We start from the raw sequence: 12,969 nt of genomic DNA, 5'->3' as shown, positions 1-12,969 counted from the left end.
TGCCCTTCAGTTTAACAAAAAAATGGAGCAACATCCGCCCGCAGAATCCTCCATTTTTTGTTACGCTATAGTTTCCTGATTGCGTTACATTGTTTAATGACAACCTTAACAACTATTTAATCGGTAAAAAATCAGTACATAATTTTTTACTCTTGTTTATCTAACTATAGAAAATGAAATGGGAATATAAAATTTTCTATCCATTATAGTTCTTCGTTGTATAGAGCTTTACTCCGTGCTGCACAACTCTAAGTCTAATTCACTTGCTCATCCAAAGATCTGACTCGTAGTACCTCCATCAAGGAAAACCAAATTTTTTAACCGTTAGTTCTACGATCTACAACAGCTATTTTCAGTCCCAAATTGTTATTCTTTAATACCTAGCCGCCAGCGTTTAACCTCTCATCATATGTTTAAGTGGTTAAGGTCATTTTATATAGATTATAACGTTTACCATTGTTACGCTAACTTGCCAGTTAGCTTAGTTAAACAGATAAAGATTCTCATTAACATTGACCAAGTTCTTAACCGTTTCAACCATTATAGCCCATTTAGAAATAATCATGCTGGCACGCTAACATGGGTTAATAATAATACTCTTATTGAAATGAGTAGTTCTCATTTTAACAAAAATACCATGATGCAATAAGCCTCTACTATCAAGTAAAAAACAAAGGATGCCAAACGCGAAATTAACGTATTGGCATCCTTTTGATTTTATTGATATTCGTAACCGTCTAAAAAAACGCAATGTTCTCCATGAATATGAAAATACCGCTCAAGCGTTATTCAACAACGCTTAGACGGTATCCAGTAATTGTTCTTGATTTCGATATCGGGGTGGTCGGCTGAGACAGCATGACCAATCAAATCATCGTTGGCTTTTCGTTTACGCCCTTTATTAGTGCCTGTGCTCCCTCTACTCTCGCTAATTTTATTCCTCTATGGCGATGCCGGCAGCTCTTAAGTGCCCATAGGCAACAATTTTACTAAACTGAGATGAAACTTCATATGCAGGAAGGGGTTTATCGTTTTTAATCCACCAAATTACAATCCCCATGAAAGCCGATCCGAGGTACTCGATCAGCAATTCCTTGGATATCGCTAGTGTGGAGTTTTCCTTAGCAGGTTTCCACCCCTCAATTAATTTATTATTAATGATATTCTCCATTTTCGCTTGAAACTGATAGATTCGATTCTCTTCAATTAACATGGAACGGTAAAAGGTCATATTTAGGGAAATATGCTCCAGTACAGTTTGCATGACTGTCTCGAGTAGAGAAATGCTGAAAAGATTCATGCTGATCGGACAAAGAACGACTGCATCCTTTAAATCGCTTAACAATTCATTCATGCATGTATCTAATAAATCAGGCTTGTTTTGGTAGTGGAGATAAAAAGTATTTCGATTGATCATAGCCCGATCGGCAATATCCTGGATCGTAATCGCCTCGTATCCTTTTTCCTGAATAAGCTCATAAAACGCCTTTCGAATCGATTGTTTCGTGCGCAGTATTCTTAGGTCGATTTTTTTATTCATTGTATTCGTTCCCCCTAAATTTATTTAGGTCGTTAAGCGACAAAGTTTTATGAAGTTGTCTGTTATCCATCATAGCTAAAAATATTGAATATTGAGCGTTATATGAACCACTATTATAATAAGCATCAGATAAATAAACAACGTTCTGTTCATTATTTATCTAATGACCAAAAAAATTCAAAGGAGGATTTACCAATGACATTCAACCATCAAAATGAGTTTGTTCGTAAGACAATCGCCGTGTTGGAAAGTTTTGAGAGCGGCAATCCCGAAGCGATTACGGCTTACGTTCATCCAGATCAATATATTCAGCACAACCAGGCCTTACTCGATGGTCGTGAAACCATGCTTGGTGCTCTTGATCATTTAAAGGGAATTGGTACTAAGGTAAGCATTAAGCGGGCTTTAGTTGACGGAAATTATGTGGCTCTTCATTCTGTATATCATTTTCACGGCCCTAAAATCGTATTTGATATCTTCCGTTTTGAGAATGGGCTAATCATTGAACATTGGGACAATTTGCAAGAGATGGTGGAAAAGACACCAAGTAATCATACAATGATTGACGGACCGGTTACGATTAAGGATATCGACAAGACGGAGGCCAACAAAGCATTTGTCAAAAGCTATGTTGAAAACATCTTGCTCGGAAAGAACCCTGATCTGCTTGCCTCTTACTTTGATGGAGATACCTACATTCAGCATAGTCCTCATATTGCAGACGGCCTTTCTGGTCTTCACGCTGCTTTGCAGGCTCTGAAGGAGAAAAAAGTTGAGTTTCAATATACTCATGTCCATCAAGTTATCGGGCAAGGCGATTTTGTTCTTACCGTGAGCGAAGGTCAATTTGATGGTCAACATACTGCTTTCTACGATTTGTTCCGCGTACAGGATGGAAAGATCGCTGAGCATTGGGACGTTATCGAGGCCATTCTACCGGAAGAAAAACGAAAAAATACGAACAGTAGATTTTGAAGTTTGTGTAGCTGAATCGCAAGAAAGACATCGCCAAATTTATTTACGGTGATGTCTTTCGCTTCACGAATGTACTTTAATGGAAAATTTTAAAGTCCAATGGATACAGGAGCGTTGCTTCAGCAACGCTATTTTTGTTCAATGCAATGAAGTGACGAGGGGAAGAGAATCATGAAAATATTGACACAAAAAATGATGGACAGTAAGTGCGCTGCAAGCTATCGTGGGACTTGCGACCGTTGGTATAGCGTCAGGCTTCACCGTATGGATGGCTTTGTCGTGGTACGGCATGGAACTAGCGAACGCGAGGGAGACTTGGTTCTTCTTATGGTTCGCTGGATCGGCGTTCTTCTTGTTGCAATCTTCATTACTCAATTGGATCGGATTTCCGGCTCTGCCTCTGCTCGTACTGCTGATGTTCTTCTCCATGCCGCTGCTGAACATGGCTCCGGAGTTCTTGTCCCAGACAACGCGAGATTGGATCTATTCGTGGACGCCACTGCGGTTCACGGCAGAAGGGCTGCGGGAAGTGATGTACTTCGGAGGACTGGACGCGGTCGGCTCAAACGCCTTCGTTTTGTGGGGCGTCGCCGTGGGATTTTTGGTCCTGCTGCTCTCTTCAGGGTTTAAGGCCGGTCGAACGACAGATGCGCCCCCTACTTCTGTTACAGGAGATTAAAATATGGTAAGAACAAACAAAGTTGTGTTGTCGGTATTTGGTTCGGTTAGTGTGGTTCGATATTCTCCCTCATGATACTATTTAGATAATTACCTAATCCGAAATGACACCAAGTTTTTGTCCCTCGACCGTTTCCTACCCTTTGTGGTGTGTACGATATCATCGATTGAATTTCTCCTTTAGCACTATCATGCTGATAACGACATACGCATTTATTAAGTATCGATTCATTTTTACTTAAATGGTAATGCTCAATGCTGCTGGAAGAACTGCTGTAATCAATGAGCCTGTGTGAGGAAATTGTATCATTTCGAGGGAGCTTAACAAAAGCAGCCGATCACGATGATCAGCTGCTTTATCTTATTGAGCTATCGTTTCCCGTTAATTGAATACTGGCCTTAATACGACTTCTTTACCCTAAAAGAGTCTCATGGACTCCATGAAGCTAACTGATTCAGCAAAGCATATCCTTTTCCTATTTCTTCAATTGCTTGAGCATGGTTACCCAGATCCTTAAACCTGTCACCCACAACGTCAAAGCAGAACCGAAACCGATAAAAATAGACCTCGCAATCAGAGATACATCGCCCAAAGTGGTATTCAGTGGTATAAACAAAGAAATGATGCCTAGAATACTGAGCACTATACCTGTACCATAATAAAAATTCTCTCGAAACAATCGCGCTAAAGGAAAAAAATGGACTCCGACAATGATAGCCATGATCGGGAAAAAGACTTCAAAGCGATCAAATAAGTTACAAAGCACACTTGCAATCAAGATTGCCAGACCTTCTAAACCACAGATCATACCAAATTTCCGGTTAATTTTATTCCTCATTTCCCTCTCTTTCGGTGTAGTGACATGGTTCACGTTACGTGCTTTCCCAATTAGCGAAATAGCTCCGATTAGCAACGTTAATGTCACAATACCTGAAAGAATAAGCAGCCAAGGAGCTCCCAGTTTATTTGAACCAATAATACCAATTGCAGACCAAAGCGCTCCAAAAAAAGTCATGAATATTACTCCATTTGCAGCTCCAAAGACAGCAGCTTTCGGCAGTTTTACTACATATCCCATCCTAACCATGTCTCCTACAATTCAAATTTTAACCACTTTTAATGTACCATAAATTCTCTTTTTGAAAATGCAATGTTAAATTGCTTCTCCACACTTAGTGAAGATTAATCTATGGTTCTATACATGGCTAACGTATTAAATTGGAACTATCCTGTACGTTTAGGATGCAAATACTAAGCGTACAACCCCTTTACAGTTGCATGCTCTATTTTTTATGTCTTTGCAAACCCTAAATATCCATATACTCCTCAACCTGGATAAATACTGATTTCCAACTACAAGTCGGAAACTGTACTTGTTGATACTCGAAATATTATTACATTGAGACCATATGAAGCTAAGGTTAATTTAAACACAGTGTAATCAAATTTTTTAAAGGTCTTCCACACCATACTGTTCAGCGAGCCGAAGGCCAGTCTGGGGACAAAGCTTGCCGTTCGTGCGATTTCTGAGGGCCTGCTTCAAGATGCCAGCAACAAGCTTCGAGTAACGATCGTTTCACCTTGGATCCACACAATTGGATTCCCTGGACGCCATAAATGACTCAGAGATGAAAGCCAAACTCGAAGCTTATCAGAACATTGGGTTCTCCCCCTACTCTATCGCTAAAGCTATTGCGTTCGCAGTTGAGCAACCAAATGGCGTGGATGTAAGTGAAATAGTGGTCCGCCCCACAGCGCAAATGTCCAGGGACATCCTCATTAATGATCAATAAGGATCAGGTACCACCTCATTACGAAGTTTCTTGATCTCCGCAAAAATCTTAAAATGCACCTCCAATTGTTAGTAGTGGTTAACAATTGGAGGTGCATTTCATATCCTTTAGCTTCTTTTATATTACATAAATGATTAATATCAATCCTTAGGCAATTCATTAAAGAAAGCGACATCTTCTATCGGTAATCTTACCGTCCGGTGTCCGGGCTTCACCGCCTTGCCGATGGCGATAAGCATAACAGGAGCGTATCTCGCCGGAGTATCAAACTCTTCTACAAATTTTACTTGGTCAAAGCCGCCCATCGGGACCGTATCATAGCCTTTTGCACGAGCGACAAGCATTAGCTGCATGGATACCAGTCCACTATCAATAAATACTTTTCGGAGTACATTTTCTGGAGGCATACTCGCGAACAGTCTTTGGTATCGCTCCACGAATGAATTAGCTGTCTCTTCAGGCATGTACCCCGCATCGACCGCCATCCCGTATACTTTCTCGGCCAATTTATAGCCTTCCAAATCTCCGAGTATCGCAATGACAGCTGAAGCCTCAATCACTTGCTGCTGGCTGTTGGCGATCAGAAGCAGTTTTTGTTTTAGCTCCTGCGAGTCGATGACGAGAAATCTCCACGGCTGGAGATTGGCGCCAGAAGGAGCCAGTGTAGCTAGCTGCAATATATCCTTCATTTCGTCCCGTGAGATCTTTACTTCGGAATCATAGTACCTTACAGATCTCCGATCTTGAATAACATCAAAAAACTGCGCCTCCACCTTCTGTGACGATTGTTCAACGGACATGCTTCTCTCCTCCTCATAATTTCCTTGCCCCAAGTTGGCACAAGATGTTCTAAATAATTTGTAGTCGACCTTCAAAACAAATTCAACCATTGCAGTTAAATGAGCTTAATTGTTACTATAAATTATTTAGTGTATACTTTAAAGTAGACACATTATTTTTATATAGCTCTATAAATTAGACTAACTATACTATAGTAAGGGATGATTTTGTGGATATAAGCAAAGAGGACGAACAATGTCTCATCTCCATTCGCGAGGCGTTGGAAGTTGTTCGCGGAAAATGGGCTATTTTGGTACTCACCTTACTTAGTCTGGGTCCGCAGCGATTTAATCAGATGCGAAGATATTTAGACAATGTCAGCATCAAGTCTTTAACGGATGTCCTGCGTCATTTTGAGCGGCATGAAGTCATCAACCGTCAGGTGTTCCCTACCTCACCTGTTACTGTTGAGTATTCGCTAACAGATAAAGGAAAGGCGTACATACCTGTACTTCGGGAGATGCGCATATGGGGTGAAACCTGGGGAGGAACATCGGAAGGCGTTAATGATGACGAAACCCCGCTTGGGTAAAGTCATAGTTTAGACTGGCTCTTAAAAATGAAACGGCAACAGCTAGGGAACCAGAAAATAAAGTCTTTGTTATGGTCTTAATACAGTATTAAGTTCATGTGATTAATGTTTAGATGTGCATCTAATTTGCAATCGGACTATGTTCTTGTCCCTCGACAATTTTCTATCTATATCCCCTTTATACCTTTATTTGATTAATACGAATAATATATTACAACCAAAATAATTCTTTCAACTTAAATCCTATAAGCCGACGAAATCCATTAGTATGGAGATTAACTTGGTGGGTTTGAATTTATTGTTCAGAAAAATGCTGATCCAATCAGTAAATCCCAATAAGGCAATCACTAAGAAAACTACAATTTCCTTTTTTGCGTTACGTTTATTAATCATGATAAACAGACAAATCCCCAGCACTGTTATAAAAAACACAATAAACCAGATCATGAGGTCGTCTCCCTCATGGATTTTTTTCTGCTCCTACGTATCCAAGTGACAATTAAAAGCAATAGTGGAATGAATACGCTATAGATTAACGTATATTCAAAATCATATTTTTTGCTGAATTCGATATTCTCCACTACATTATCATATCCCAGAGCCAGACCTGAAATAAGCAAAATGAGCGCAAGCGTTATCCAAGATCTATTTTTAATCTGGAAGAGTTGGCATATGCCGAGAACTGAGCAATAATAAGCGATCGATAATTTTATGAAGATAGCTACTAACAAGATCAATGCAATCGTAGATTCCATATGTTCGAAAAAGGACCCAATATGAATCTCCTGCGCAATGACAAACAACGGATAGGTATCATGGGAAGCACGCGTGACACCAAGCACCCCTATCGTAAAAAACGTTGAAAAGCTTAGCATAATTGTTGCAATTACAATTGCCAAGATAAAGCTACTCTTCAATTTACTTTTAACGAAAGGAAACAGCATTAGGAAAAGCAACGATTCTAGGAATGGGAAGCCAAAGATTGAACGGGTCTCCTTCATCGTCTTCCATAGATCCATTCTAAACATTCCCTGAAATCGCCCTGAATCCCATTGAGTCAATCCCAAACAGACTATGAAGATAAACGTTACCCCCATAATGATAAATAATAACTCTGAAGATCGAGCTATGGTGTCGATGCCTTTGTATACGGCATATCCACTTATAACGAGAAACATGAGATGAAACACGGTTATAGGTGACATGGGCATCATTGCTTGTTTCATGAAATCACCCATATTACGAGTAACAAATACTGCTAATTGAATAAAGTAGGAGATATACATCAATGCTAGCAGACTTCCCAGCTTCTTTCCCGCTACTTTAATACAAATCTGGATAATCGATAGACCTTGATATTGCTTGGAGAGTTCTAACCAGATTAGGGACACTAAAATAGTGGAAGTTCCCGCCCAAAGCGGAACGATCCAAGCATCTTGCTTGGCAACATTAATTAACCCACCAGGGGTAAAAAAAAATGACGTTCCGATTAAAAAAGTTAAAGTCAGAACAAAAAATTGCCAAACCGTAATTTTACTCTGTCCCATTCCCTTCACCCTCCTTAAACGGATCGATGATTTCGCCAACATCATTAATTGTACTCCTGACGGTTAATTGCAGCTTGGTTTGAGTCCAAGCCTCACTTTGCTTCTGAAGAAAATTCCATGCTCGCCCCCGTTTATATTTGATCATATCTCCGAGTCCGAACATATCCCATTTGTTTCTGATCGCTTTCTTATAAAGATTATGGGAATTCTCAATAATCTGTTGATTAAATTGGTTTGAAATTTGAGAGACATTGTCCCAATCAAGTTTTTCTCTCTGATTATTATTCCGAATGGCAAGTTGGGCGGTAACCTCAATATTCAATACAGGTTCCCCGTTAACTAGCGACAAATGCTGCTTAGTCTTGACTTTATTTGCATACAAATCTACAAAACTGCCTTTTAAGTCGATGGACTGAAAAAAAGTATCCGTCTCACCTTTCAACATATTGTAATAACCATTTTCCCACAAGGTAATTTTCCCCACCATTCGGTCTTTATTAAACAGCGCAGCACCGGTAAGGATCAGGTTGCTCTCGCTAACATCAATGTTTTCGAAACTGCCCGTGGTATGGTCAGGTGGTTTTGCTCCTTTTAAACTGACGATAGGCAAAACCGTTACTTTAGAAGAATCCAAGTTCTCGACCAAATCCTTTACACGGGATTTCAAGCTAATTTGACCGGTAGCCTTATGTGTATTGCTAATCAGAGATCGTAAAAGCCGCCCGGGAAGTTTCTCAAGCGGAGTATATGTCTTCATAACCTCAGATAGGGGAGAATCAGTGATGAACAGATATAGGCTGGATCGCCTGTTGAACTGACGCTCATAATAGTTAAGAAAAGAGCGCATACCTTCTTTGGCATAGGCTTCAGTGACGATGTGAGACTGATAATGATCCGTAAAAAGTTTTCGAGGCAGCATATAACTTGACTTTTGACCAATTGCTCCTTTGGTCTGACTACGAAATGTATAAGTGAATACAGGAGATCCACCACTTGCTGAGCTTGAAGAAAAGGCTTCGGGATTAACAATCTGGTAGTAGACAATTTGCTCGTGAGTCTTTTTGTCCATCTCTGATCCTACCAGCCCAACAACGGCCAGTTCATTAATCTCAACACGGTCCCAGCAGCCAGTGAGACAGCTTATAGTGAGTCCACCAACTATAAGCTTCAGAAAGACAGATTTCATAGGCCCCTCCTTCTTTTCCTTCTTTTAGTCCCTTTCATTTTTGGATATTCCCTCATCCAAGGTCGTGGCACACGGATTAAAATGTCTTTCCAGTCGGATAGAGTGGTGGGAGCAACTGGAGACAAATAAGGGACGTTGAAAGAATTCATGGAAGCAAGATGCACGACGGTAAGCAACACTGCACATAAAACGCCGAAAAGGCCCATTGCTCCCGCAAGAATTAGATAGAAAAATTGTAAAATCCGCTGAGTAATCCCGAAACTGTAAGAAGGCGCTACAAAGTTGGAGATGGCTGTAATCGATACTACAATTACCATTGCCGTAGAGACAAGGCCCGCTGTAACCGCGGCCTGACCAAGTACCAATGCACCAACGATTGAAATCGCTTGTCCGGCTATACGTGGCATACGCAAGCCCGCCTCCCGTAGCACCTCAAATGTGATCATCATTAGCATAGCCTCTACAAAGGCTGGAAAAGGGACGCCTTCCCTTTGCCCTGCTATGCTGATTAACAAAGAATGGGGGAGTAGTTCTTGCTGATAGGATACGACGGCCACGTAAAGGGCTGGGACGAATATTGACAACATAAAAGAAAGAAATCGGATCCATCGAAGCATTGTTGCAATGTCTGGACTCTGATAGTAATCTTCAGGTGCGATAAAAAATTGGAAGAACGTAATAGGACCCACCAATGCAATTGGACTCCCGTCTACAAGTACACCTACACCCCCTTCCAGAAGGTGTGAAGTTATAATATCGGGCCTCTCTGTACTGAGCAGTGTTGAGAATGGAGAATAGCTCTTCTCTTTCAACCACTCCTCTACATAGGCGCTGTCCAGAATACTGTCTGTATGAATTGCGTCAAGACGCTTGCGAAACTCCTCTATCACTTCATTCGAAGCCAAATTATTCATATAAATAATTGAAATTTTTGTATCAGTCTCTGTTCCAGCTGTAACTTCCTGAATGCAAAGATGTTCATTTCGGACTCGCTTGCGGATCAGAGAGAGATTAATTGCCATTTCCTCTGTAAACCCAACTTGTGGTCCCCGTACAGTTGATTCCGTCATAGGCTCTGCAACACTGCGCTGACTGGTCTGAGAGACGTTAATCCATAACACTTCTGGAGCACCTGACACTATAATGAGGCAGGCACCTTTTAAGAGGCTGTCGATACACACTCTAAAATCACTTGTGGATGATACTGAGCTGAAAGGAATACGTCCCTTTAGGACCGCGATAATTTCATCTGTACTGAAGGATTCTTGGAATTCCTTTTTCTCAGCTAAAAATGAGAGCAGCTCATGCTCAATTTTATTCTTATCTGTTAGCGTCTCAAAGAATACACATTGGCAAGGAATATCTGAAGATATAACCATTGAATGGATAATAAGATCGGGAGGGCTATGCAGGTATTCCTGTATAGTATGAACAAACGATGCTGTATCCTCGCAGTTAAAACTTGAATCTTTGAACGATTCTGATGATTGCTGGTTCGAGTAGGAATCTTGAGTAGTCATGCTAGGTGCTCCTTAGGTGTCATCTGGAATGTTTTTTTAAATATGTCCAACAATGGGTAAATTTATACGAGAAGTCCAATGCCTAACCTAACTGAAAGAAAACACTAAACGGCGAGATTAACGTATTGGAACATTAGCCGATTAAAAAAAATGTTTTCTTCCAACAATTCAATCAGCGGCGGAGAGGTCTCTACGGCGGTTACACGGGCCCCTCGCTCCGCAAATGGTACCGAGAACACTCCCGATGCCGCGCCAATCTCCAGCCCACGAATAAATTTGTTAATCAGGGTCAATCCGGTATAGAAACCGGCAGCGACTAATCCATAGCCGATACCGAGAAGATGATGCCCATTTGTCTGCATCCTTTCGTTTTGCAAAATGAGAAACAGTCCCAGCAGAGCAATGACTATACAAATTGTCTTTTTATACCGAGCTTATAGAAGCAGGTATCATATTATAATTACCTATTTGTGTAATCGACTATGACACGATGTCCTAGTCCTCAGTTTGGAAATAAGCTTGGTTCCTTAAACAAAAACGCTATTTACGCGACATTTTATGTTATTTTCTTTAGTCACTCTACATGAATTCCAGCTATGAAACTATTTAGATAATTATCTAATCGGAAATGACACAATGTTCTTGTCCTTTTCGGCAATGGTACAATGTTCTTTTCCTCAGCAAGGGACAAGAATCTAGTTCCTTAAAACAAAAAGGCCGCTAAATAAGCGACTTTGAATGGAACAATGTTCTTGTCCCGCGACACATTTTGACAAGAACTTGTACCTATTGCCGTAGCTGGACAAGAACGGCATCAGAGAAGGCGGATCGTACCTTATCGCTGCCTTTAAACGACAAAATGGTGCCGATAGCCATAGCCCCATAGCCGCAACGAAATAATGAGCCTAATCCGACAGTGCCCGCATGATGTTGGATTTTGCCTCTGCCGCAATCGCTTCATTCCCGTCATCAACCGCTTGCATTAAGATCAGTATGGGGATGTATACCGCGATCAGCCGCGCCAGCAGCTTCGTTTCCTCGTCCGCTCCTCCGTACGTTTCGAAAAACACGCCGCGAGCGTAAGGTGGTAAAAAGCTATAAGCAACGCTTAAATCGCAAGCCGGATGGCCTACGCTCAGATCGCCCCAATCAATGATGCCGGAAACGATCCCGTTCTCATTCACAAGCATATTTTTGAAATGAAGATCCCCATGTAGCAGTGCATTCACCGCCTCGACACGGTCCTTTTGCAGCCTGCTAATATATGCTTCGATCACACCGGACTCCTCCCACGACAAGTGTTCAACCACCTTCGATAGAAAGCCCTCCAATTTCACTTTGCGCGATGCTATGTCCGTCAAGTTTCGATGATCTTGTTGAACTCCGCATTTCAGCGCCGCCTGCACCGGAAACTCATGCAATCTCCGCAAAAATTTCGCCAGCGTCTCTGCCGATAAAGCCCGGCGTTCTTCCGTCAAACCGATTGGGAAATCTCCTGGCACGTAGGCATAGCCAAGAAATGGTGCCGGGTATTCGTCACTTGCTTCGCCATAAAACAACGGTTTCGGATAGGGGATGGTCATATATGCCTCCAGCTTCGGCAGCAGCTTCCCTTCCATACGAATAGAGCCAACTGCAATCGATCTTCTTGGAAACCGGAACACGTACTCGTCACCAATGAGAAAAACCGTATTGTCCCAGCCCCAGCCCAATCGCTTCACTTGCTTCGATGACAGCTGAGGGAATTGTCTGCCGATCAGCGTCCTCGCCTGCTCTTCGTTAACCTCCCACTCCGCATCCCATACATTCGTTCCTCCCATGAATTGTCTGCCTCCTCGTTCCTTACGTTATTTAGATGTTTACAGTCCCTGGAAGTTACGCATAACTGTCCGTTAGTTGAGTAAAGGCAGCCATTCACAATGATAAGCTGCTTTCTTGTTGTTATTGAGCTAACGTATCCCGTTAGCTTAGTGGATTACAGTAAAAATAGAGCCAGCAACAACTCCAGTAAGTAAAAGCGATACTAATTTCATGGATTGAAACCTCCTTTTCAATGCTTTTCCTAAAGTGTTGGCAATGCTGATCTTATTTTCTTTAGGTCTACTGATATAACGCAGTAGATTGCTGGAAGGTTGTGAGATTTCTGATAATATCTTTAATCTATAAGTTAGGTTTACTAACTTACTTGAAGTTTTCAAGAAAGCTAGTGAATATTCTTTTTGACTGTCTATAAAAGTATACAAAAAAGGATCGTCAGCAAGCCCTATTGTCAGTACGTTAGTTAAAAACAGCAGCCAGAGTACCGGCTGCTGTTGATTACATTTCTTTTATGCAAAAGTTTCTCGTTATCTTAATCT

At 41.3% G+C, this 12,969-nt stretch carries 10 protein-coding genes and 1 pseudogene; 3 read left to right on the top strand and 8 right to left on the bottom strand.

Translation table 11 applies throughout. The annotated features are described in order from the left end of the window. Positions 1–934: 934 nt before the first annotated feature. Positions 935–1,540 carry a TetR/AcrR family transcriptional regulator gene (locus MHB84_RS27740; RefSeq protein ID WP_076288742.1) on the bottom strand — a complete coding sequence of 202 codons (606 nt, stop codon included), beginning with the start codon at positions 1,538–1,540 and terminating at the stop codon, positions 935–937. An 84-nt stretch (positions 1,541–1,624) separates the two neighbouring features. Between MHB84_RS27740 and MHB84_RS27735 the strand changes: the two genes are divergently transcribed. Together MHB84_RS27735 and MHB84_RS27730 are read left to right on the top strand one after the other, a co-directional pair. Next, positions 1,625–2,515 (top strand): nuclear transport factor 2 family protein, encoded by an 891-nt coding sequence (locus tag MHB84_RS27735; protein WP_341143084.1) that lies wholly within the window; start codon positions 1,625–1,627, stop codon positions 2,513–2,515. 171 nt (positions 2,516–2,686) lie between these two features. After that, positions 2,687–3,145: a hypothetical protein gene (locus tag MHB84_RS27730; RefSeq protein ID WP_179087149.1), complete on the top strand. Its 459-nt coding sequence runs from the start codon at positions 2,687–2,689 to the stop codon at positions 3,143–3,145. 524 nt (positions 3,146–3,669) lie between these two features. Here MHB84_RS27730 and MHB84_RS27725 read toward each other — a convergent pair. Together MHB84_RS27725 and MHB84_RS27720 are read right to left on the bottom strand one after the other, a co-directional pair. Beyond that, positions 3,670–4,272, bottom strand: a complete 603-nt coding sequence (locus tag MHB84_RS27725; protein ID WP_083678854.1) for a DUF7010 family protein — start codon at positions 4,270–4,272, stop codon at positions 3,670–3,672. 855 nt (positions 4,273–5,127) lie between these two features. After that, entirely contained in the window at positions 5,128–5,787 is a 660-nt protein-coding gene (locus tag MHB84_RS27720; protein WP_076288746.1) for a nitroreductase family protein, read from the bottom strand. A 209-nt stretch (positions 5,788–5,996) separates the two neighbouring features. Here MHB84_RS27720 and MHB84_RS27715 point away from each other — a divergent pair, with 209 nt between their 5' ends. Continuing rightward, positions 5,997–6,359, top strand: coding sequence for a winged helix-turn-helix transcriptional regulator (locus MHB84_RS27715; protein WP_076288747.1), 363 nt, complete (start codon positions 5,997–5,999; stop codon positions 6,357–6,359). 443 nt (positions 6,360–6,802) lie between these two features. Here the strand turns inward: MHB84_RS27715 and MHB84_RS27710 are convergent, their stop codons facing one another. The 5 genes and pseudogenes from MHB84_RS27710 to MHB84_RS27690 all read right to left on the bottom strand — a co-directional run bounded on the left by MHB84_RS27710 (position 6,803) and on the right by MHB84_RS27690 (position 12,432). Beyond that, entirely contained in the window at positions 6,803–7,906 is a 1,104-nt protein-coding gene (locus tag MHB84_RS27710; RefSeq protein ID WP_076288749.1) for a GerAB/ArcD/ProY family transporter, read from the bottom strand. Further along, positions 7,893–9,092, bottom strand: a complete 1,200-nt coding sequence (locus MHB84_RS27705) for a Ger(x)C family spore germination protein (RefSeq protein WP_076288750.1) — start codon at positions 9,090–9,092, stop codon at positions 7,893–7,895. Before MHB84_RS27705 ends, MHB84_RS27710 begins: the two co-directional genes overlap by 14 nt. Beyond that, a complete protein-coding gene (locus tag MHB84_RS27700; RefSeq protein WP_083678855.1) occupies positions 9,089–10,612 on the bottom strand; it encodes a spore germination protein in 1,524 nt (507 codons plus the stop codon). Before MHB84_RS27700 ends, MHB84_RS27705 begins: the two co-directional genes overlap by 4 nt. Positions 10,613–10,761: 149 nt before the next feature. Next, positions 10,762–11,028, bottom strand: a pseudogene (locus MHB84_RS27695) (hypothetical protein); the annotation flags it as partial. A gap of 489 nt (positions 11,029–11,517) precedes the next feature. After that, positions 11,518–12,432 (bottom strand): phosphotransferase, encoded by a 915-nt coding sequence (locus MHB84_RS27690; protein WP_076288752.1) that lies wholly within the window; start codon positions 12,430–12,432, stop codon positions 11,518–11,520. Positions 12,433–12,969 lie beyond the last annotated feature (537 nt).

It is taken from the genome of Paenibacillus sp. FSL F4-0087 (assembly GCF_038020215.1).
GTDB classification, from domain to species: Bacteria; Bacillota; Bacilli; order Paenibacillales; family Paenibacillaceae; genus Paenibacillus; species Paenibacillus taichungensis.
This window is presented reverse-complemented; position numbering and strand designations above follow the sequence as displayed.

Excerpts from the sequence above, each read along its gene's own strand:
- MHB84_RS27740 (WP_076288742.1), bottom strand. The coding sequence starts at position 1,540 with ATGAATAAAAAAATCGACCTAAGAATACTGCGCACGAAACAATCGATT.
- MHB84_RS27730 (WP_179087149.1), top strand. The coding sequence starts at position 2,687 with ATGAAAATATTGACACAAAAAATGATGGACAGTAAGTGCGCTGCAAGC.
- MHB84_RS27725 (WP_083678854.1), bottom strand. The coding sequence starts at position 4,272 with ATGGGATATGTAGTAAAACTGCCGAAAGCTGCTGTCTTTGGAGCTGCA.
- MHB84_RS27720 (WP_076288746.1), bottom strand. The coding sequence starts at position 5,787 with ATGTCCGTTGAACAATCGTCACAGAAGGTGGAGGCGCAGTTTTTTGAT.
- MHB84_RS27710 (WP_076288749.1), bottom strand. The coding sequence starts at position 7,906 with ATGGGACAGAGTAAAATTACGGTTTGGCAATTTTTTGTTCTGACTTTA.
- MHB84_RS27705 (WP_076288750.1), bottom strand. The coding sequence starts at position 9,092 with ATGAAATCTGTCTTTCTGAAGCTTATAGTTGGTGGACTCACTATAAGC.
- MHB84_RS27700 (WP_083678855.1), bottom strand. The coding sequence starts at position 10,612 with ATGACTACTCAAGATTCCTACTCGAACCAGCAATCATCAGAATCGTTC.
- MHB84_RS27690 (WP_076288752.1), bottom strand. The coding sequence starts at position 12,432 with ATGGGAGGAACGAATGTATGGGATGCGGAGTGGGAGGTTAACGAAGAG.